Annotated in this window: 15 protein-coding genes; 10 read left to right on the forward strand and 5 right to left on the reverse strand. The window is 76.3% G+C overall.

The window, feature by feature from the left end; genetic code table 11:
• Positions 1-233: 233 nt before the first annotated feature.
• From ACFV2J_RS29150 to rfbD, 6 genes are all read left to right on the forward strand, one after another.
• A complete protein-coding gene (locus tag ACFV2J_RS29150) occupies positions 234-5,627 on the forward strand; it encodes an amino acid adenylation domain-containing protein (RefSeq protein ID WP_385441404.1) in 5,394 nt (1,797 codons plus the stop codon).
• Positions 5,628-5,723: 96 nt separating this feature from the next.
• Positions 5,724-6,779: a guanitoxin biosynthesis L-enduracididine beta-hydroxylase GntD gene (gntD, locus tag ACFV2J_RS29155; RefSeq protein WP_385084698.1), complete on the forward strand. Its 1,056-nt coding sequence runs from the start codon at positions 5,724-5,726 to the stop codon at positions 6,777-6,779.
• A 72-nt stretch (positions 6,780-6,851) separates the two neighbouring features.
• The gene (locus ACFV2J_RS29160; protein ID WP_385084700.1) at positions 6,852-8,084 is read left to right on the forward strand and encodes an ATP-dependent carboxylate-amine ligase; all 1,233 of its coding nucleotides are present in this window, start codon (positions 6,852-6,854) and stop codon (positions 8,082-8,084) included.
• Positions 8,081-10,201, forward strand: coding sequence for a hypothetical protein (locus ACFV2J_RS29165; protein WP_385084702.1), 2,121 nt, complete (start codon positions 8,081-8,083; stop codon positions 10,199-10,201). Before ACFV2J_RS29160 ends, ACFV2J_RS29165 begins: the two co-directional genes overlap by 4 nt.
• Positions 10,202-10,211: 10 nt before the next feature.
• Entirely contained in the window at positions 10,212-11,507 is a 1,296-nt protein-coding gene (locus ACFV2J_RS29170; RefSeq protein WP_385084704.1) for an MFS transporter, read from the forward strand.
• Between the two features lie 366 nt (positions 11,508-11,873).
• Positions 11,874-12,752, forward strand: a complete 879-nt coding sequence (gene rfbD, locus ACFV2J_RS29175) for a dTDP-4-dehydrorhamnose reductase (RefSeq protein WP_385084706.1) — start codon at positions 11,874-11,876, stop codon at positions 12,750-12,752.
• 428 nt (positions 12,753-13,180) lie between these two features.
• On the opposite strand, the gene ACFV2J_RS29180 is transcribed toward rfbD, so the two are convergent.
• From ACFV2J_RS29180 to ACFV2J_RS29190, 3 genes are read right to left on the reverse strand one after another with little or no spacing between them, the layout of a single operon-like run.
• Positions 13,181-13,714 (reverse strand): hypothetical protein, encoded by a 534-nt coding sequence (locus ACFV2J_RS29180; RefSeq protein ID WP_385441410.1) that lies wholly within the window; start codon positions 13,712-13,714, stop codon positions 13,181-13,183.
• Positions 13,708-13,950, reverse strand: coding sequence for a hypothetical protein (locus ACFV2J_RS29185; protein WP_385441413.1), 243 nt, complete (start codon positions 13,948-13,950; stop codon positions 13,708-13,710). The genes ACFV2J_RS29180 and ACFV2J_RS29185 overlap by 7 nt, the downstream gene beginning before the upstream one ends.
• Positions 13,947-14,084 carry a hypothetical protein gene (locus ACFV2J_RS29190; RefSeq protein WP_385084710.1) on the reverse strand — a complete coding sequence of 46 codons (138 nt, stop codon included), beginning with the start codon at positions 14,082-14,084 and terminating at the stop codon, positions 13,947-13,949. The genes ACFV2J_RS29185 and ACFV2J_RS29190 overlap by 4 nt, the downstream gene beginning before the upstream one ends.
• 161 nt (positions 14,085-14,245) lie before the next feature.
• Here ACFV2J_RS29190 and ACFV2J_RS29195 point away from each other — a divergent pair, with 161 nt between their 5' ends.
• Positions 14,246-14,743 (forward strand): DUF2871 domain-containing protein, encoded by a 498-nt coding sequence (locus ACFV2J_RS29195; RefSeq protein WP_385084712.1) that lies wholly within the window; start codon positions 14,246-14,248, stop codon positions 14,741-14,743.
• A 149-nt stretch (positions 14,744-14,892) separates the two neighbouring features.
• On the opposite strand, the gene ACFV2J_RS29200 is transcribed toward ACFV2J_RS29195, so the two are convergent.
• On the reverse strand, positions 14,893-15,543 hold the full coding sequence (locus tag ACFV2J_RS29200; RefSeq protein ID WP_385084714.1) for a TetR/AcrR family transcriptional regulator: 651 nt from the start codon (positions 15,541-15,543) through the stop codon (positions 14,893-14,895).
• Between the two features lie 184 nt (positions 15,544-15,727).
• Between ACFV2J_RS29200 and ACFV2J_RS29205 the strand changes: the two genes are divergently transcribed.
• Positions 15,728-17,395 (forward strand): hypothetical protein, encoded by a 1,668-nt coding sequence (locus ACFV2J_RS29205; protein ID WP_385084716.1) that lies wholly within the window; start codon positions 15,728-15,730, stop codon positions 17,393-17,395.
• A 276-nt stretch (positions 17,396-17,671) separates the two neighbouring features.
• Here ACFV2J_RS29205 and ACFV2J_RS29210 read toward each other — a convergent pair whose 3' ends face one another.
• Positions 17,672-18,850, reverse strand: coding sequence for a glycosyltransferase (locus ACFV2J_RS29210; RefSeq protein WP_385084718.1), 1,179 nt, complete (start codon positions 18,848-18,850; stop codon positions 17,672-17,674).
• A 275-nt stretch (positions 18,851-19,125) separates the two neighbouring features.
• On the opposite strand from ACFV2J_RS29210, the gene ACFV2J_RS29215 reads away from it, so the two are divergent.
• Positions 19,126-20,526: an NDP-hexose 2,3-dehydratase family protein gene (locus ACFV2J_RS29215; protein ID WP_385084720.1), complete on the forward strand. Its 1,401-nt coding sequence runs from the start codon at positions 19,126-19,128 to the stop codon at positions 20,524-20,526.
• Positions 20,523-21,521: a Gfo/Idh/MocA family protein gene (locus ACFV2J_RS29220; RefSeq protein WP_385441418.1), complete on the forward strand. Its 999-nt coding sequence runs from the start codon at positions 20,523-20,525 to the stop codon at positions 21,519-21,521. Before ACFV2J_RS29215 ends, ACFV2J_RS29220 begins: the two co-directional genes overlap by 4 nt.
• Positions 21,522-21,731 lie beyond the last annotated feature (210 nt).

Genomic DNA, 21,731 nt, shown 5'->3' on the forward strand with positions numbered 1-21,731 from the left:
GCCCGCCTCTCGCGGGCCCCGGCGCCCACGACGCGGCACCCCCGACCCCCCCCCCCGCCCCGCCGCCCCCCCGCCCCCCCCGGCGCCCGCGGGGGGGGGCGCCGCCCGCGGCTCCAGCGGTGCTCCAGCCGTGCGAGACGGACCCTCAAGATCTTGTTGCCAACCTCTTGGCAAGGTTTTGCCAAGGCGGAGCCGTCCGTCCTTCCGAGCCGCTGTCGAAGGAGCGAGCCCGTATGTCACTCTCCGGCCTGATCGAGCAGCACGTCCGTACGCGGCCCGAGGCGACCGCCGTCACCTACCCCGCGGCCGACGGCCCCGGCGTCTCGCTCACCTACCGGGAGCTGAGCGGAGCCGCCAACCGTCTCGCCGCCCATCTGCGGGCGCTGGGGGTCCGTCCCGGGGACCGGGTGGTGACCGCGCTCGGGCCGGGCCCGAATCTGGTGACCGCCTTCCTCGCCGTGGTGCGGGCCGGTGCGGCGTACGTGCCGGTGGACCCGGCCCATCCGGAACTGCGCCGCCGGCTGATCGTGCGGGACAGCGCGGCCCGCGCCGTGCTGACCGAGGGCGCCGGGGCCGGGCAGTACGCGGGGCTGGACGCGGTGGCCGTCGACCTGGACGCGGACGCCGGGCCGATCGCGGCCCGGCCCGCGATCCTGCCGGCCGCGCGGCCGGGGCCCGAGGACGCGGCCTACGTCTGCTACACCTCGGGGACCACCGGCACCCCCAAGGGCGTCGTCGTCCCGCACCGCGCCGTCCTCGACCTCGTCGCCTCCACCGACTACGTGCGCCTGGCACCGGACGACGTGGTCGCCCAGGCCGCCAACCCCGCCTTCGACGCGGTCACCTTCGAGATCTGGGCGACTCTCGCCGCCGGTGCCCGGCTGGTCGGGCTGGCCAAGGACACCGTCATCGATCCGGCCCGCTTCGCCGACGCGGTCCGCGAGCACGGTGTGAGCACCGTGTTCCTGACCACCGCGCTGTTCCACCAGATCGCCCGCGAGCGGCCCGACGCCTTCGCCCCGCTGCGCACCGTCCTGTTCGGCGGCGAGGCCTGCGACCCGCGCCGGGTACGGCAGGTCCTGGCGGCCGGCGGGCCGGGGCGGCTGCTGCACGTGTACGGGCCCACCGAGACCACCACGTTCGCCACCTGGCACGAGGTGACCGGGGTCGCGAAGGACGCGCGGACCGTGCCGATCGGACGGCCGCTGGGCGCCACCGTCGCCGTCGTGGTGAGCGCGGACGGCCGGCCGGCCGCGCCGGGCGGCAGCGGTGAACTCCTGCTGGGCGGGCCGGGTCTGGCCACCGGCTATCTGGACCGGCCCGAGCTGACCGCGCAGCGGTTCGTCGAGGACCGCTTCACCCCCGGCGGCGGCCGGCTGTACCGCACGGGCGATGTGGTGCGGCTGCGCGAGGACGGGGCGATGGAGTTCACCGGCCGGGTCGACAACCAGATCAAGCTGCGCGGCTTCCGGATCGAGCTCGGCGAGATCGAGTCCGTGCTGACCGCGCACCCGGCGGTGTCCGAGGCGGTCGTGTCGGTGCACACGACCCCCGAGAACAACGCGGATGCCGAGGGTGCCGAAGGCGGTGGGCGCGCGGGCGGCGGCGCGGGCGGGGAGCGGCGTCTGGTGGCGCACGTGGTGCCGGCCGCGCACCGGGCGGCGGCGCGGGAGAGCGAGCAGCTCACCGAGTGGAAGGAGATCTACGAGACGCTCTACGACGACGCCGGCGAGGCCGCGTACGGGGAGAACTTCGCGGGCTGGAACAGCAGTTACGACGCCCGGCCGATCCCGCTGGAGCAGATGCGGCAGTGGCGGGCGGCGACGGTGGAGCGCGTCCGGGAGCTCGGCGGGCGGCGTGTCCTGGAGATCGGTGTCGGCACCGGTCTGCTGATGGCGGAGCTGGCCGGCGCGCCGCAGTGCGAGGAGTACTGGGCGACCGACTTCTCCGCCTCCGTCATCGAGGCGCTGCGCGCACAGACGGGGGCGGACGAGCGGCTGCGCGGCAAGGTGCGGCTGAGCTGCCGCGCGGCCGACGACCTGGAGGGTCTGCCCGCCGGTCACTTCGACACCGTCGTCGTCAACTCGGTCGTCCAGTACTTTCCCCATCTCGCCTATCTGCGCTCCGTCGTGGAGGGTGTGCTGCCGCTGCTCGCGCCCGGCGGCTCGGTCCTGCTGGGCGATGTGCGCAACCTCGACCTGGCGTCCTGTCTGCAGACCGGGGTCGAACTCGCCTCCCGCGCCGGGCAGTCGCAGCCGGTCGACGGTGCGCAGGTGTGGCGCGGCGTCGAGCAGCGGGTGGCGCTGGAGACCGAACTCCTGCTCTCTCCGGCCCTGTTCGCCGCCTGGGCGCGTGAACTGCCCGCCGTGCGCGCGGTGGACGTGCGGGTCAAGCGCGGCGGCGCGCACAACGAACTGACCCGCTACCGCTACGAGGCGGTCCTGTCCACCGCCGCGCCCGCCCTGGACCTCTCCGGTGCCCCCCGTCTGGTGTGGGGTTCCGAGGCCGCCTCCCCGGCCGGTGTGGAGGCGTACCTGCGCGCGCGGCGGCCCGCCGCCGTGCGGCTGGCCGCCGTGCCCAACCGGCGGGTGCACGGCGAGTGGGCGGCGATGCGTGCCCTGCGGGACGGCACGGCGGGCCTGGCCGGCGCGGTGGCCGGGCTGGGCGACGGCGGGGGCGCGCCCGATCCGGAGGAGCTGTGCGCGGCCGGGGAGCGGGCCGGCTACCGGGCCCTGCCGACCTGGTCGGCCGTGGAGGGCCGGCTCCTCGACATCGTCTTCGTCGACCCGGCACAGGTGCCCGCCGGTCCCCTGACCGGTGTGTACGCGGGCCCCGAGGTGCCTGCCGAGGCCTGCGCCAACACGCCGACCGCGTTCGGGAGCACCGTCGACACCGAGGTCGTCCTGCGCGCCCATCTGCAGGAGCAGTTGCCGGACTACATGATCCCGTCGGCGCTGGTGACCCTCGCGGCGCTGCCGCTGAACGCCAACGGCAAGGTGGACCGTGCGGCGCTGCCCGCGCCCGTGTTCAGCGCCGACCGGCCCGGCACGCCGCCCGGCACGCCGGTGCAGGAGATCGTCCGTGATCTGTTCGCCGAGGTGATCGGTGTGCCGCGGCGTACCGTCCACGCCGACTCCGACTTCTTCCGGATCGGCGGGCATTCGCTGGCCGCGGCCCGGCTGCTGGCCCGGGCGCGGGCGGTGCTGGGCGCCGACCCGGGCAGCCGTGCCCTGTACGAGGCGCCCACCCCCGCGCTGTTCGCCGCTCTCGCCGGTGACCGGCCGGCCGACGCCACCGGGCCCGGCCGGGCCTGCGCCGGGGAGGGCTGCGCGGTGCTGCCGCTGCGGCTGCGCGGCGCGCTGAGCGTACGGGCGCTGGAGGAGGCGCTCGGGGACCTGGGGCGCCGTCACGAGGCGCTGCGCAACAGCCGGCTGGGATCGGCGGGCACCCGGCTGCGTACCCTGGCCGCCGACGACCATCTGCTGGAACTCACGCTGCCCGCCGGTCTGGTCGACCTGTGGTCGCACACCCCGCTGGCCGCCGAACTCGCCCTGGCCTACGGGGCGCGGGCCACCGGCGATGCCCCGCACCGGGACGGCGGCATGCCGGAGGCGGCTCCGCGGGCGGTGGCCGGTGACCTGTCGCCCACGGTGCTGCCGGGCAGCGGGCCGTCCCGGGCCGGCGGGCGTGACGGCGGCCGTCTCGACCTCGACTGGGACGCGGGCCTGCACGAGCGGCTGGTCCGGCTGGCCTCGCAGCAGGGCGCCACCCTGTTCATGGTGGTGCACGCCGCGCTCGCGGCCCTGCTCGCCCGGCTCGGCGCGGGAGACGTCATCACCCTGGCCGCGCCGGTGCCGGCCCGCGACAGCGCCGCCCTGCGCCGCGCCGTGGGGCCCTACGGGCGGGTGCTGGCGCTGTCCGTGGACACCTCCGGCGACCCGGCCTTCACCGAACTGCTGCGGCGGGTGCGCGCCGCCGACCTCGCCGCCTACCGCACCGGTGGTGCGGCCCTGGCCCGGCCCGGCGGCATCGCGCTGAGTGTCCTCGCGGAGAGCTGCGGCGAGTACGAGGCGGCCGGGCTCACCGTGCAGGCGGCCCCGCCGCAACTCCCCGCCCAGGACGCCGACCTGGGCCTGACACTGACCGAACGGCACACCCCCGCCGGTGCGCCGGCCGGCATCACCGTCAGCGCCGCCTTCGACCACGAGAGCGTCGGGGAGGCGGCCACCGCCCACCTGACCGGTCTGCTGACCGCGCTGCTCGAAGCCGCGCTGGACGCCCCCGACACCGTCCTCAGCCGGCTGCGCACCGCGCCCGACTCCCCTGCCGACGGGGCGCGGCGGTGGGCCGGCCCGGCGCTGGAGCTGCCCGAGGCGGGGGTCGCCGCCCTGTTCGCCGCGCAGGCCGCCCGTACTCCCGGCGCACCGGCCCTGGCGGGCATGGACTACGCCGAACTGGACGCCCGTTCCGACCTGCTGGCCCACGCCCTGCTCGCCCACCGGGCCGGCCCCGGCACCACGGTGGCCACCGCGATCGCCTCGCCGACCGGTTTCGCGGTCGCCGTCCTCGCCATCGCCAAGACCGGCGCCGCCTGCCTGCCCCTCGACCCGGCCCGTGCCCTGCCCGGCGTGGCCCGGCCCGCCGTCCTGCTCCTCGACGAGGCCGCCGACCGTGTGCTGCCGCCCGTCCCCGAAGCGGCCCGGCTGGTCCGTGACCCGGCCGCCGACCTGCTGCCCGCCGCCCCCGTCCGGCCCGTCCGCCCGCCGCACCCCGCGCACCCTGCGCACCCGCTGGTCCTGGCCCCCGCCACACCGGACGCCACCGGCACCAAGGACGCCGGTGGCCGGGCGGAGCCGGCCGCGGCGGGCCCGCTGGTGGAGATCGGCCCCGAGAGCGTCGTCGCCGCCACCCTCGCCCCGGCCGCCGACGCGGCCTGGCTGAGCGCCGGTTACCCGGACGCGGGCACCGCCCTCGGCCTGCTCGCCGCCCTCGCCCGCGGCGCCCGTGTCCACCTGCCCGCCACCCCCCTGGACGGTGCCGCGCCCGCCGCCGTCCTGGAGTGGCTGCGCGACTGCGGCGCGAGCGTGCTGCTGGGCGGCGCCGGCGAGGAGCTGCCGGCCCGCGCCGCCGCCGAGCACCTCACCCTGAGCGTGCCCGGCGGCTGGCCGGAGGGGCGGCTGCTGGTCGAGCACACCCCCGCCGGGCCCCGGCCCGCCCCGGGCCACCGCGCCTACGTCCTGGACGCGCAGCTGCGGCCCGCCGGGGCCGGCCGCACCGGAAGCCTCTACATCGCGGGCGCCGGTGTCGCCCGCGGCTACAGCGGCGACCCCGCCGCCACCGGCGAACGCTTCCTGCCCGACCCGCTGGCCGGCCCCGGGCAAACCGCCCTCATGTGGCGCACCGGCCGCGCCGCCCGTATCGACGCCGACGGCCGGCTGACCGTCCTCGGGCCGCCCCCGGCCGACGACCCCTTCGCCGACGAGTACGCCACCTTCGTCGTCCTGTCCGACGCCCGCGACCGCCACGCCCTGTGGCCGGCCTGCGTACCCGCCCCCGAGGGCTGGCACGAGACCCACCCCGAGGACCTGTACGAGCTGTGCCTGGACCACCTGCAGACCACCCGCTGAACCCACACCACCCGCTGAACCGGCCCCGCGCCCACCAGCACCAGCACCCGCACCCGCACCCGCACCCGCAGCCCCGTAGCCGTAAGGGATCCCGCCATGACCGTCGTCGCCCCCGCCCGCCCCACGCGTTCCTCCCGCCCGGCCGCCGCCCCCGCGGGCCCCCTGCCCGCCCCGCAGACGGCCGGCGACCCCCGCCACCACGTGCTCGACCTGACCGCCCGCGAGGCCCGCGCCGCGCACGCCCTGGCCGCGTCCTGCGCCGAGACGTTCAAGGCCGCCGACGACCCCCGGTTCGTCGACGAGGCCCCGGTGATCGCCCACGAGCTGCCGCTCGCGGTGCGCCGCCACCTCAACTCCGCCCGCCGTGACGAGAACACCCACGCCACCCTGGTCCGCGGCCACCTCGTCGACCAGGCGGCCCTGGGACCCACCCCCGGCCACTGGAGCGCGGCCGACACCGAGGCGAGCCAGGTCCACGGCTGCCTGCTGGTGCTGTACGCGGCCCTGCTGGGCGACATCACCGGCTGGGCCACCCAGCAGGCCGGCCGGCTGGTGACCGACATCCTGCCCGGCAAGGGCTACGAACACAGCCTCGTCTCCGCCTCCAGCACACGGGAACTGGCCTGGCACACCGAGGACGCCTTCTCCCCCCACCGGGCGGACTGGGTCGGCCTGTTCGCGCTGCGCAACCCGGGCCGGGTGCCGACCACCGTCGCCCACGTCGACGTACGCCAGGTGCCCGCCGCCGTGCGCGCGGTGCTGGCCCAGCCCCGGTTCGCCGCCCTGCCCGACACCTCCCACGAGTTCACCGCCGACGCTCCCCCGGCCGAGCCGGTCGCCGTCCTGTCGGGCCACCGCGACCTGCCGGTGCTCCGCATCGACCGGGACTTCTTCACCGCGCTGCCCGGCGACCGGGCGGCCGAACGGGCCCTGGCCTGGCTGGTGGCGCACCTGGACGCCAACCTCACCGACGTACTGGTGCCCACCGGCGCCGTCTGCTTCCTCGACAATCGCAACGTGGTGCACGGACGGCGCCCCTTCAGCGCCGGCTTCGACGGATCCGACCGCTGGCTCAAGCGCGTCAACCTCGTCCGGGACCTGCGGCGCACCCGGCCCGGCCGCCTCGACGGCGCCACCCGGGTCATCGGCTGACACCCCCGCCCGCACGCCCCCCGCCCACCCCCGGCCCGCCCGCGCCGGCCCGCCCGACCTCTGGAGACCGCCATGCCCAGCACGCCCTCCCGTCCCGCCGTCCTGCTCGTCGAAAGCCGCCGGGCCACCTTCACCGACAGCGTCCTGGCCCGCGACGACGTGGACGTCGTCCTGCTGCGCTTCGACTGCGTGCCGCTGAGCGAGGACTACCTCCGGCGCACCGCGCACCTGCCCACGTTCACCCTGCGCACCGCCGCCCCCCTGCACGAGGAGGCCGCCCGCTACCTGCGCTGGATGAAGGGCACCCGGGGCCTGCCCCGGCCGCGGTTCTTCTGCAACCCCAACGAGGCCTTGCAGGAGCGCGCCCAGCGCTTCGCCGCCCTCGTCGACCTGCCGCACCTGACCCCCCGCCAGGTCGCCTGGGTCCGCAACAAGAAGACCATGAAGGACCGCTACGCCGAACTCGGCATCCCGCACGCCGCCTACCGCGCCGTGCACAGCCTCGACGACGTCGCCGCGTTCGGCGACACCCACGGCTGGCCGGTCGTCCTCAAGCCCGTCGACTCCGACTCCTGCCTGCACACCTACCGCGTCGACTCCCCCGCCGCGCTCGCCGCGATCCCGCCGCTCGACCCCGGCCTGGACTGGATGGCCGAACAGTTCATCCGCGGCCGCGAGTTCCAGCTGTGCGCCGTCGTCGCCCACGGCCGGGTCGTGGACGCCTACCTATCGAAGAACCCCCGCCCGATCCTGGAGGTCCTCGACGGCGCGATCAACGCCAACATCACCTACGCGCCCGGCGAACGGCTCCCCGTCGACGCGCGGGCCCTGGCCCAGCAGCTCACCGACGGCCTGCACCTGCCCTTCGGCTACCTGCACGGCGAGTTCTTCCTCACCGACGACGGCTCCTTCTTCATGAGCGAGGTCGCCGCCCGCCTCAGCGGCTGCGAAGTCCCCGCGAACCACTCCCTCGCCTACGGGTTCGACTTCCTGCACGTCATCCTCGACACCTACCTCGACCGCGTCCCGCGGCCCGTCTACACCCGCGACCGGGCAGTCGGCGACCTGCTCCTGCCCACCCGGCCCGGCCGCGTGCTGCACATCAGCTCCGAGGAGGAACTGCTGCGCCTGCCCGGCGTGATCGGCGCCCACCTCGACGCCGCCCCCGGCGACGTCCTCGACCCGCCCCGCGCCTCCCACGCCTCCACCGGCTACGTCCACGTCGAGGGCGCCACCGCCGACCAGGTCGAACAGCGCATGCGGGCCGTCCTCGACCACTTCGAGCTGAAGGTGGACCACCCGTGAACACCACTCCCGTCCTCACCTCCCCGGCCGGCAACGGCACTTCGGCCACCGCGTACGCATCCGCCGCCGAAGGCACCGCGAACGCACCCGCCCCCACGGGAGGTTCGGCACACCCGGGCATGCCCGTCGCCGACAGCCCCGCGAACTCCCGTGCGCACGCGGGCGGTTCGGCCGCCCTGAGCGCCCCGGCCGCCAGGGACACCGGGCCCGGTGCCGGACGCCGGCCGCTGTTCGCCGCGTACACCTCGCTCGGCGCCTACACGCGGGCCGTGGCCGGCGGCCGGGGCCCCCTGCCGGTGTTCACCGGCCCCCGCACGGACCTGCTGGACGGCATCGCCCTGGCCGAAGAGGTCTACAGCGGACTGCGCACCCCCGAACCCTGCGACACCGGCGTCGTGGCCGGCGGCCCGCTGCCCGCCGCGCTGAACGCGCTGATCCGCCCGCTGGCCCGCCACTGGGTGGACACCCCCGACGACCTGCCGGACACCGGATCCGTACTGCTGGTCGGCGCATACACCCACCTGCGCGCCGACGCCGTGCAGCACGTCCTCGACGCCGCCCACGCCACCGGCCGCCCCCTGTCCCTGCTGACCGGCCGCGACATCCACAGCCTCAGCTGGATGGCGGCCAAGCAGTACGCCCGCGTCAGCGCGGACGCCCCGGTCGGCGTCCTGTCCGAACTCGACACCGCCGGCCCCGCCCCGCAGGCCGACGTATGGCTCGGCGCCGGCGACGTCCACCGCCTCGACGTCCGGCAGACCGCCCTCGGCCGGGTGTGGCGGCGGGTGCTCTTCCACGGCAACGGCAAGGACGACCAGCTCAACCTCGGCCAGTTCACCCTGTGCGGCGCCAGCCCCGCCCCGGCCGCGCCCGGGATGCCGGGCCCCCGCTGCGCCTACGGCCTGGGCTGCACCAAACCCCAGGACAAACTCATCCCCGCCCGCGGCATCCGGGCCGCCGAACTCGTGCTCGCCAACTGCTTCAGCGGCGCCCTCGCCGGCCACGCGATGTACGACCCGAAGTACCTCATCCTCCTCAACGCGCTCGACGGGCCCGCCCAGACCGTCGTCGCCACGCTCACCGCCTGCGACGGACAGCGCCCGGAGAACCTGGCCTGGCTCACCGCCACCACGGCCGCCGGCAACGCGGCCGTCGCCATGAACCGGCAGCTGCACGACATCAACCCCTACCCCGCGTTCGTCCAGGCCGGCCTGAACTCCTCCGGCCTCGGCCCCTCACCCCACCCCCACACCCCCGCCGACACCCACACCCACGACGCCGACGCCGGCGGGTCCTCCGAAGTCCCCCGCTCCCCCGAATCCCCGAACCCGGGCGGCCCTTACGACTCCGACGGCTTCCCGGACCCCGCCGGCCCCTACCCGCCGCTGCACCGGCTCGGCGCCCGCCTGTCGGGCCTGCTCGACAGCGGGCTGCTGGGCCCCGACTACCCGCTGCGCCCCCGGCTGCGGGCCCTCGCGGACACCGTGCTGCGCGACGCGGCGCGCACCGTGGCCCGGTCCGCACCCGACGCCGGCCCGGCACTGGCCGCGATCGCCGCCGAGACCAAGTCCCTCGACCTCGCGCTCGCCCACCGCTTCGCCAAGCACCACGACGACCCCGCCCTCGCCTTCCCCACCTACTTCGGCGAACGCAGCACCGCCGGGGCGCCCGTCGCGCTCGACACCCCGTGCGCCTGCGGCCGGCCGCTGCGCTCCTACCGCCGCCACGGCCGGGTACCGGCGATCGCCGACACCGTCCAGACGGTCTGCGCCCGCTGCGGCGACGTCGCCAACGCCCACACCGGCGCCGTCGCACTGCACGTGAAGGCACCCACCGAGGCGGCCGCGGCCAGCACCCTGCACGTGGTGGTGGAGGCGGTGGCCCCCCGCGACGGCACCCTGAACCTGGGCATCGTGCTGCCGCTCTACCTCGACGCCCGGGTGGGCCCCGTGCTGCGCCGCGTCGACGCGGTCGCCGGGCGGCGCGCCCACGCCGAGTTCACCCTCGACCTGGCACCCCAAGTCACCCCGCAGGCCTACTACTTCTGCCCCTTCGCCGTTCAGGACCTGGGCGTGAGCGTCTCCCGGGTGCACTTCACCGTCCTGCCCCGTCCGTAGGGAGCCCGCCATGAACCCCGCCACCGCCGCGCCCGGACACGCCCCGCGTCCGCGCGGTCCGCTCGGCCACCGCTCGTTCCGCCGGCTGGCCGCCGGGCGGGCGCTGGTGTACTGCGCCAACGCGATGGCGCCTGTCGTGCTGGCCTTCGCCGTCCTCGACGCCTCCGGCTCGACCACCGCCCTGGGCCTGGTCGTCGGCGCTCGCTCGGTGGCCAACGTGGCGCTGCTGCTGGCCGGCGGGGTCGTCGCCGACCGGATGCGGCGCACCCTGGTCGTACGGGGTTCCGCGCTGGCCGCGTGCGGGGCGCAGACCGCGATCGCGCTGAGCGTGCTGCTGGGGCTCACCTCCCTCCCCCTGCTGACGGTGCTCAGCGTCCTCAACGGCGCGCTGGCCGCGCTGTCACTGCCCGCCTCCGCCGCGCTGACCCCGCAGACCGTGCCGGCCGGACTGATCCGCCCGGCCGGCGCGCTGATGCGGATGGGCACCAACCTCGGCATGATCGCCGGTGTGTCGCTGGGCGGCGCGGTCGCCGCCGGGTTCGGGGCAGGCTGGGGACTGGCCTGCAGCGCGGCGGCGTTCGGCGCGGCGGCCTGGTGCTTCCTGGGCGTGCGCACCGCGCCCGCCGGCCCGCCCGCGCCGGGGCGCACCCGTCCGCTGCGGGAACTGCGGGCGGGCTGGCGGGAGTTCACCGCGCGCCGCTGGGTGTGGGTCGTGGTGGCACAGTTCATGGTCGTCAACGCCGTGGTCGCGGGCGGCGTGCAGGTGCTGGGACCGGCGGTCGCCGACGCCACGTTCGGGCGTGGTGTGTGGGGCGCGGTGCTGGCCGCGCAGATGGCCGGGGCGCTGCTGGGCGGTGTGTTCGCCGCCCGTTCCCGGGCCCGGCGGATCCTGCTGGTGGGAGTGGCGGCGGTGGCGGTGGAGGCGCTGCCGCTGGTGGTACTGGCCCAGGGCGGCGGGGCGCTGCTCCTGGGCGCGGCGATGTTCGCAAACGGCATCGCGCTGGAGCAGTTCGGGGTGGCCTGGGACGTGTCGCTGCAGGAGAACATCCCCGCCGACCGGCTGGCACGCGTGTACTCCTACGACGCGCTGGGCTCGTTCGTGGCCCTGCCGGTGGGCGAGATGGCCGCGGGTCCCGTCGCCGCGCACACCGGGACGAGCGGCGCGCTGCTGGGCGGGGCCGCGCTGGTGGTGTGCGCGACGGCGGCGGCGCTGTGCAGCGCCCAGGTCCGCTCGCTGACCGCCGCCCCGGCCGTGACGCCCCCCGCCGGGCCCGTCCAGCACACACAATCCGCCCAACTCGCCTGACCTGTCAGCCCGTTGGACTGCCTGGCCCGTTGGCCCGCCCGGTCCGTGTCCGGCCGTTGGGGATGCGGGGTGCGGGATGCCGGGTGCGGGGTGCTGGATGTCGTGGCCGCCGGTGTGCTGCCGGGCCGGGTACGGGAAGGTGGGGGCCGTGCGACGGTGCCCGGTGCCGTCCGGAAGACACGGCCGGCCGTGCGGGACGTACGGGGTGTGCGGGGTGTGCGGGGTGTGCGGGGTGTGCGGGACGGTCCGTGCGGGCGGTGCGCGCCGGACACGTGGAACGGGGAGCCGTGGCGCCGCGCGCCCCCGGGTGCGGGATGTGTTTCCTCCCCGGTCCGACGGCCGGGCCTTCCACGCGAGGAGGGGTCGATGACGCGCTGGCTGGTCACCGGGTGCGGCGGTGCGCTGGGCCGCGAGGTACGGGCGCGGCTGGCCGGCGGCCGGGTCACCGCGCTCGACCGGGCCGGCCTCGACATCACCGACCCGCGGGCCGTCCGGGCCGCGGTCGCCGGCCACGACGTGGTGGTCAACTGCGCCGCCTGGACGGATGTCGACGGCGCCGAGAGGGCCGAGGCCGCCGCCACCGCCGTCAACGGGACCGGCGTCCGTCACCTGGCCCTCGCCTGCCGCCGCACCGGCGCCCGGCTGCTGCACGTCTCCAGCGACTACGTACTGCCCGGAGACACCACCGAGCCCTGCCCCGAGTCGGCCCCGACCGGCCCGGTCAACGCCTACGGCCGCAGCAAACTGGCCGGCGAACGGGCGGTCGCCGCACTCCTGCCCGACACCGGCTACGTCGTGCGCACCGCCTGGCTGTACGGCGAACACGGACACAACTTCGTCGCCACCGTCCTCGGCCTCGCCGCCCGCAGGGACACCGTCGACGTCGTCGACGACCAGCACGGGCAGCCCACCTGGTCCTACGACCTGGCCGGGCTGTTGGTCGCGCTCGGCCGCGCCGGCGACGCCCCGCCGGGCATCTACCACGCCACCGCCGCCGGCCGCACCACCTGGTACGGCCTGGCCCGGGCCGCGTACGAACTCAGCGGGCTGGATCCCGACCGGGTGCGCCCGACCACCTCGGCCGCCTTCGCCCGCCCGGCACGCAGGCCCGCCTCCAGCGTCCTGGGCCACGCCCGCTGGGCCGCGGCCGGCCTGCCCGCCCTGCCCGACTGGCGCACGTCACTCGCCGAGGCCCTGCGCCGCCCCGCCTTCACCACCCTCACCTCCTGCGACGCCGCCACCTGACCCGGCCCGCACCGGCACGGCCACGCGCCCTGCCCCGAGCGGGTTCGGCCACACGTCCTGGCCCGCGCCGGCTCAGCCCGGCCGCGCGGACCGCGGCGCGAGACGCCACCGCGTGCCCGGCGCCGCGGCGCGGCAGTGCGGCTGTGCCCGGTCGCCGGACGGACGGTGCCTGCGCGACGCGGCGCGTGGACGCCACCGCACGCTCCGCGAGGCGGCGTTGCGGCGCGCCGGACGACCACCGGCCCCGGCCCCGGCCCCGACGTCGACCCCGGTGGCGGTGCCGGTGCGGTACCGGTGCCGGTCCGCGCCGCGCTCTTCCCGCACCCGCCCTGCCGCACGCGGGTGCCTGCCGCTCGCGGGTGCCCGCGGCCCATGACTGCCCGCGGCTCGCGGGGGGCGGTGAACGAGGGCCGGGTGGGCGGGTGTTGTCAGTCCTGGCGGGCGGCGGTCCAGGCGGCGAGCTGTTCGGGGGTGACGTCCGGGTCGGCGACCAGGGAGGCCAGTTCGTCGTCCGCGTGGTGGCGGGTGGCCAGTGCCGGGCAGCGCCGGCAGCCGTCGACGCCGGCCTGCGCCCACCACTGGCAGCCGGCCCGCAGATGACAGCGCGGCACCACGCCGCCCGCCGGCGCCGGGTAGGCCGCGACCACCCGTTCCACCAGGGTGCAGTCACCGCCCCGGCGGTTGGCGCAGTCGGCGACGCAGTGCGAGGCGAACCGCAGGATCCGGCGCGGCTCGATGTCCTCGGGGATCTGGTCGAGCACCGCGGCGGCCGGGACCGCGTCGGCGAGATACGTCACCTGTCCGTCGAGGCCGGAGCGCACGCCCAGGACCAGCGACTCCGGCGCGTGCGCCGCACCGCTGGGACACCAGCTCGCGGGGGTGTCCGCCGTGGCGGCGGCCGGGAGCGCGGGCTCCCGGCCGGCGGCGGCCGCGTCCGGGCGCGCGTGGCTCCGCGTCAGCACGGCGGTACGGAGGAGATGTCGACGTTCAGTCCCCGGGCCGCCGGGGACAACCGGGCGCCGGCGGACGCCTGTTCCCGGGCCACGGCCCCGGCGATGCCGCGGGCCAGCTGCGCCCGTGAGGTGATGCGCTGCGGGCCGGCCGGTGTCTGCGCGGGTGCCGCGCCGGCGGCGGCCAGGACCAGTCCGGTGGCCGCGACGGCGGCCGCGACGCCCGTGGCGCCGCGGGGGCGCTTCATACGGCCTCCTCCGTGTCCCGGGGCGAGGGCGGGGTGACGGGCCCGGGCGTGACCTGGGCGCTCGCCGCGCCCGCGGCGGCCAGGAACAGTCCGGTGACCGCGGCGACGGCCGCGACCGTACGGGAGTGCCTCATGCGGATGCCTCTCGTCGTGCGTGGACGAACCTCGACGCCCCAGCGTGGCCCGGGACTTCGCAGAGGCCCTCGAGGCCCGCTGGAGGGCGGCTCGAACGATCTCCGGAAACGGGCGAAGGGTTCACGCCGGAGTGCTTCAATGGCCACCGTGAAGGCCTGAATTGACCAGCAATGACCAGCAGGGAGCGAGCACGGGGATGCGGAAGTCGTACTACGCGGCACACGTGTACATGATCCTGGGAGTGATCTCCGGACTGTATTACCGGGAGTTCACCAAGGCCAAAGATTTCGACGGTGAAACCCAGCTGGCGCTCATGCACACCCACCTGCTCGCGCTGGGCATGCTGGGGTTCCTCATCGTCCTCGCCCTGGACAAGCAGTTCGGGCTGTCCGGGACGAAACTGTTCACGTACTTCTTCTGGTTCTACAACGCGGGCATCGCGATCACCGTCGCCATGATGTTCGTGCACGGCACCGAGACCGTGCTCGGCGACCACGTGCCCGAGGCGGTACCGCTCACCGCGGGTCTGGGGCACACCCTGCTCACGGTCGGGCTCATCCTGCTGTTCGTACTGATCGGCAAGCGCCTCAACGAGCCCGCCGAAGCCGGACCCGCCGAGCCGGAGCAGCAGGCCGAGACGGCCAGGACCCCGGTCTGACCCACCGGACCCGCACCACCGGGCGAGCGGCCACCGGGCCTGCGGCCCCCGGGCCCTGAACGGGCCCGCCACCGAACCGGCCTGCCGCTGGGCCGCCGGGCGCGGCAGGCCGCGGGCGTGCGTCGCTCGCGGTCCGGGCCGCCGCCGTGTCAGGCGGGCTGGGCCGCGGGCCCGAGCAGGACCTCGGTCAGCGCGGCCAGCCGCCGGCCGGTGAGTCCGGGGCGCAGCCTGCGGCCCCCGGTGAGGACGGCCAGGCCGTGCCAGGCGCTCCACAGGACCTCGGCGAGCAGTTCGCCGTCCCGGCCGGCCGCGACGGGCGCGACCGCGAGGCCGATCTCGTCGAGGACGTCCGCGAGCGCCGCCGGCGTGTCCCCGCGAGCGCCACCGCAGGCGCCCTCAGCAGTGCCCTCAGCAGTGCCCGCAGGGGTGCCGTCGGGGGTGTCGTCGCCTCCCGGGTCGAGGGTGAGCATGGCCTGGTAGAGAACCGGTCCCCGCTCGGCGAAGTCGACGTAGGCGCGGGCCACCGCGTCCAGCGCGCCGCGCGGATCCGCGGTGCCCAGCCGGGCGGCGCGCAGGGCGGCGGCGAGTTCGGCGAAACCCTCCAGGGCCACCGCGTGGACGAGGGCGTCCTTGTTCTTGAAGTGCTGGTAGAGCACGGGCTGGCTGTATTCGATACGGTCCGCGAGACGCCGCGTGGTGACGTGGTCCCAGCCTTCGGCCTCGGCCATCTCGCGGGCCGTGGTGAGGATCAGGCGGTGGCGCTGGGCCTGCTCGCGCAGGCGTCGTTCGCGGAGCGTCATGGACCGACTTTAGCACTTTCAGCGATATTCGAGTTGTCAGTGATAGGGTTTCTGTCTTTGAAATTCGGGGGGGGTCCGCCGGGGCCGTGCGGTGCGGCGGGCGCCGTCGTGCGGCCGCGTTCGAGCGGCCTTCGAGGCGCGGGCGCCAGCATCGGGGCACGACTGCCCACAGAGAGGGCCACCCATGCTGACGCCGACTCCCCTGGAGGAGCTGCTCGACCTGGCCGCGGACGTCATCGGCTGCGACCGGCGCGGCCTGCCGGCCCGGGCGGCGGGGTCCCCCTTCATCACGCTGGGCGGCGGCCTCGGGCAGGCCGTACGGCTGCAGGCGCGTGCCGAGCGGCAGTTGGGCCTGGCCGTGGACCTGGCGCAGCTGATGGGACCGGCCCCTCTCGCGGACGTACTGGCCCGGGCGCGGCCGGCGCCGGCGCGGGCACCGGGGCCGGCCGCGGGCGGCGGGGACCGTGCCGGGGCGGTACGGGCGCTGCTGCCGGGGCAGTCGGCGGCGCTCGCCGCCGAACGGGACGCCGGCGCGGGCGTGGTGGCCCGGATCGTCAGCGCCGAGCTGTCCGGGCCGCTGGAGACGGGCGCGCTGCGCCGCGCGCTGGCCGCGCTGAGCGCGCGGCACGAGGGCCTGCGGACCGCTTTCGCCGCCACCCCGCGCGGGCCCGTGCGGCGGGTGCTCGCGGCCTGTCCCCCGCCGCTGGTCACGCTGGAGCCGGTGGCCGCGGGCCCGGGCGAGGATCCGGTGGCGGCGGCGCACGCGCGGCTGGCCGTGCGGGCGGGGCGGCTGGTCGGCCGGCCCGGCCTGCCGCCGCTGGCCTTCGTGCTGACCCCGCTGGCGGCCGGTTCGCACCTGCTGTCGTTCGTCCACCACGACGCCGTGGCGGACAGCCGGTCGGCCGCCCTGCTGTGGCGGGAACTGCTCGCCGACTACGACCGCGCCGTCAACCGCCGCCCGCTGGACCGGACGCCCCGTCCCGGCCCCGACGCGCCGCACCGCACCGGGCCGGCCACCGGACCCGGCCCGGCGCGGACACTGCCGGCCCAACACCCCGCACACCCCGAACACCCCGAACGGCCCGAACACGCCGAACGGTCCGAACACGCTGTCGCGGCGCGGCCGGCGGCGGCCTTCGACTTCCGCGGCGAGCGGCTGCTGTTCGGCCTCGGCGCGCGGCTGCGGGACGCCACCGACGCGACGGCCCGGCGGGCCGGTGTGCCGCACAGCACGGTGCTGCTGGCGGCCTGGGCGCTGGCGGTGGGCCGGCGCGCGGGCCTCGAACGGCTGCTGGTGGGCACCGAGATACCGCGCCGGCCCACCGCGGAGCTGCTGCGCACCCTCGTGCCGTGCGCGGCGACGGTGCCGGTGGCCTGCGAACTGCAGGGCGGCGTCGACTACTTCCTGCGCGGCATCGCCTGCGCGTTCAGCGAGGCCCTCCAGTACGCGGATCCCGACGACGCCGATACGGCGCGCGCCGCCGCAGTGTCCGCGGACCGCTTCCGCCCCGCCGCGCCGCGGGTGACGTTCGCGGCCCGCGACGAGCTGCTGCCCGCGAGCCTGCGGGCGGGCGGCCTGACCGCGCGCTTCCATCACGGACACCCGGGCGCCGTCACCGCGGACGCCGCCCTGACGGTGCTGCGCTGGCACGAACACCCCCTGCTGAGCCTTGAGTTCGCCTGCGCCCGGCTCACCCGCGCACAGGCCGCGCAGCTCGCCCGCGCGCTGCGCGCCGCGCTGACCGCACTGGTGACCTCGCCCCCGCACACGCCGGTCGAGGACCTGCTGGAGACACCGGCCGCGCGGGACCAGGCGCCGGCCGCCCGCCCTCTCGCCGTGCCCCTGCCCTGACCCGCACACCCCTCCCTGCTCCCCCTTTCCGACTTTCCGAACTCCGGTTCAGGGGATGCGGGTTGGGGCGGCTGCCACGGGTGCGGGCGCGGGACGGTGTGTACGGCGTCGTACGGCAGGAGGGTGAGGGTGCCCTGCGGCGGGCCGGGGGCATCCGGTGCGCGCGTACCGGGGGAGTGCACGCGCGCACCGGAGCCGGGGACCGGGCGGCCGGCGGACCGGCACCCGGAAGCGAACACGCCGAACAGGTCAGGCAGGTCAGGCAGGTCAGGCAGGTCAGGCGGTGAACTGCGGGAGGCGGGCGGCGGTTTCGGCGGGGCCGGGCATCGCGGCGATCTCGGCGGCGACCTTGCGGGCCGCGTCCCGGTAGCTCTCGTCGCCCAGGATGCGGCGGGCCTGTTCGGTGACCGCGCCGGCCGACAGGTCGCCGGCGGAGATCACTTCGCCCGCGCCCGCGTCGCGCACGGCGGCGCCGTTGGCGGGACCGTCGGCGCCCTGCGGCAGGATCAGCTGGGGCAGGGCGGCCGCGAGTGCGGCCAGCGTGGTGCCCGCGCCGCCGTGCTGCACCACCAGAGCCGCCCGCTTCAGCGCCTCGGGCTGGGCCACCCACTCCACCGCCACCACCCGCTCGGGCAGTTCACCCAGGTCGGCGACGGCCACCACGGGGCCGGTCGCCACCAGGACGGGCACCTGGAGCGGCAGCAGCCCGTCGATGACGGTGCGCAGCACGTCCACCGAGCCCAGTGCGGTGCCCAGGGTCAGGTAGACGAACGGGCCGTCCGCGTCGCGGATGCCCGCGGGCAGTTCGCCCGGCTCCGCGTAGGCGACGGGGCGCTGCTCGATGCGCGGCAGCGGGGCGGCCAGGAAGCCGGGGTCCTGCAGGGACGGCGGGCAGATGTCGATGTACGTGGCGGCCAGTGCCAGCAGCTGCCCGTACGGCACGTCCACGCCGAGGTCGGCCGCGGTGGCCAGCAACTCCTCCTGGATGCGGGCCTCTTCGGGGCCCATCGCCATCACCCCGACGCCGTGTGCGACGGCGGGCACGCCCGCGAGCCGGGCGGCGAAGGCGGCGCCCGGGTTCATCGCCTCGTAGACGACGAGGTCGGGGCGCCGGCCGGCCAGGACGGGGGCGAGGTCGGCGGCCACCCAGCGGGGCAGCACCGAACCGAACACCTTCACGTGCAGGTCCGCCAGCACCTCCGGCGGCACGTCCTGGGCGCCCAGGTCGGCGCCGCCGTGCTCCAGGGAGTCACTACCGCGCACTGCTTCCATGAACGCCTCGGGGACCGAGCGGCCCGCCGTCACCGGTTCCAGGCCGGCGGCCCGCAGGGCGGGGTGGAGCTGCTCGCCGGTGGCGAACACCACCTCGTGGCCCGCGTCGCGCGCGGCCTTCGCCAAGGGAAGCAGGGGATAGACATGCCCGAAGTTGCCCGCGCTGGCAAAGAGGATTCTCATACCGCCTCAGCGTAGGGACGCCCACCCCCTTTGTCTAGCGTCGACAATAAATCTAGCATTGACAGAATCCAGGGAGGGGACGGGAGGTGCGCCCCGGCGGGCGGCCCCTCGTGCGGCCCCTGCCCCCTCCCCCGGGCCGGGTGGCGGGGTGTGCCTCGAGCCCGCGTGCGGGGTGTTTCGAGGCGCCCTCCAGCAACGGCCGATCGCCCTGCCGGATCGTCAGGGGCGGCGGCCTGGCCCTGGGCGCGCGGGACACGGCGAAGGAGTCATGTTTTATGACCATCACCCAAGCGGTGCCCCCGGGCGCCCTCACCGGTCTCGGGCGGCGCTTCACGCTGTCGGCCCAGACCCTGGACAGCCCGGTGACACCCAATCCGGTCTTCCGCGAATGGTTCGCCGAGCAGCGCCGCACCAACCGCTACGAGGTGCGGCGCATCCCCTTCCGCGAGCTGGTCGGCTGGCGCTTCCAGGGCGCCACCGGGAATCTGGTGCACGACAGCGGCCGGTTCTTCTCCGTCGAGGGCCTGCACGTGCGCACCGAGTGGAACGGGCACGCCGCGTCCTGGTCGCAGCCGATCATCAACCAGCCGGAGATCGGCATCCTGGGCATCGTCGTCAAGGAGTTCGACGGCGTCCTGCACTGCCTGATGCAGGCCAAGATGGAACCCGGCAACATCGAGACCGTCCAGCTGTCCCCCACCGTGCAGGCCACTCGCAGCAACTACACCGGCGTGCACCGCGGTGCCCCCGTGCACCACATCGAGTACTTCGCGCCGCCGCGCACCGCCTCGCGGGTGCTGTTCGACTCCCTCCAGTCCGAACAGGGCTCCTGGTTCCTGCGCAAGCGCAACCGGAACATGGTGGTCGAGGCGCTCGGCCACGTCCCCGAGCACGAGGACTTCGTGTGGCTGACACTCGGTCAGATCCACCAGCTGCTGCACGAGTCGAACGTGGTCAACATGGACGCCCGTACCGTGCTGTCGCTGATCCCGTCCTTCGCCGACGAGGGGCCCCCGCTGCACTCCATGGAGCACCTCCTCAACCGGCTCACCGAGATCAAGGCGCACCGGGAACTGGTGCAGACCAGCATGCCGCTGTCGGCCGTGCGGCGCTGGCGGCGCACCGAGGACGGGATCTCCCACGACAGCGGCCACCACTTCACCGTCATCGCCGCGTCCGTGGCCGCCGCCAACCGCGAGGTCACCCGCTGGACCCAGCCGCTGCTCGCGCCGGCCGAACAGGGCCTGTCCGCGTTCCTGGTGCGCCGCATCGGCGGCGTGCCGCACCTGCTGGCGCACGCCCGTTCCGAGGCGGGTGTGCTGGACGTGGCCGAGCTCGGCCCCACCGTGCAGTGCCAGCCGGGCCGCGCGCTGACCCTGCCCGCGGCGCGGCAGCCGCGGTTCCTGGACCTGGTCCTGCGGGCCCAGGCGGGCTCCCTGCTGTACGACACCGTGCAGTCCGAGGAGGGCGGGCGTTTCCACCACGCGGGCAACCGCTACGTCCTGATGGAGGTGGGCGGCGACTTCCCCGTCGACGTGCCCGAGGACTTCCTGTGGGTGACGGTGGACCAGATGTCGGCGCTGCTGCGGCACAGCAACTACCTGAACATCGAGGCCCGTACGCTGCTGACCGGGCTGCGCGCGGCCTGGGCGCGCGGCGGGGCGTACGCCCGGTGAGCGGGCCGGGAGGGCCGGGCGGCCCGGTGCTGCGGGTCGGCGTGCTGGGCTGCGCGGACATCGCCGGGCGGCGCATGCTGCCCTCGATGGCCCGCCAGCCGCTGATCCGGGTGAGCGCCGTGGCCAGCCGCAGCCTCGACAGGGCGCGGTCGTTCACCGACCGGTTCGGCGGCACACCGGTGGCCGGCTACGCGCGGCTGCTGGAGCGCGAGGACGTGGACGCGGTGTACATACCGCTGCCGCCCGAGCTGCACGCGCCGTGGACGCTGCGGGCGCTGGAGGCCGGCAAACACGTGCTGTGCGAGAAGCCGTTCGCGCTGCGGCAGGCCGACGCGGACAAGGCGGTCGCTCTGGCCCGCGAGCGCGGCCTGCTGCTGATGGAGAGCTTCATGTTCCTGCACCACTCCCAGCACGCGCACGTGCGCCGGCTCCTCGACGACGGGCTCATCGGCGAACTTCAGCTGTTCGGCTCCGAGTTCGGCATCCCGCTGCGCCCCGGCGGCGACGGCGTCCCGCGGCGTGCCAGCACCCTGCCCGAGGTCGCCGCCTACCCGCTGCGCGCCGCCCGGCTCTTCCTCGGCCCCGGCCTGCGGGTGGCCGGCGCCCACGTGCGCCCGGCAGGACCGCACGGGCCCGCTCCCGCGGGCGGCGCGCTGCTGACGGCCCCCTGCGGGGCGGCCGCCCAGCTCGCCTACGGTGTCGAGCACGCCTACCGCAGCGGATACGACCTGTGGGGCAGCCAGGGGCGGCTGCGCCTGGAACGCGCCTTCAGCACCCCCGACGAGCACGTCCCCGTGCTGCACGTCGAACGCGGCGGCGCCGTCGAGGAGATCCGGCTCGCGCCGGACGCCCACTTCACCAACATCGCGGGCGTCTTCGCCCGCGCGGTCCTCGACGGCGAGGACTTCACCCCGCACACCGAGGAGATCCTCGCCCACGCCCGGCTCGTGGACGAGGTGGAACAGGCCGCCGCCACCCTCCCGGCAGCCCCCTGACCGCCCCCGCCCCTCCCCCGCCCCCTCTCCGGTCCCTTCCTCCGGCCGGCCGCCACCTGACCGGCGGCCGTCACCGCGCGGCGGGGCCGCGGCCGGGGGCAGGGAAGCGGGGGGGGGGCGGCCCCCCCCCCCCCGGGCCCCCCGGGGCCCCCCCCCGCCGCGGCGGGCGGGTCGGGGCCGGGGCCGGGGAGGCGCGGGCGCGAGGGCGGG

The sequence above is a fragment of the Streptomyces sp. NPDC059668 genome, from assembly GCF_042734135.1.
Lineage (GTDB): Bacteria > Actinomycetota > Actinomycetes > Streptomycetales > Streptomycetaceae > Streptomyces.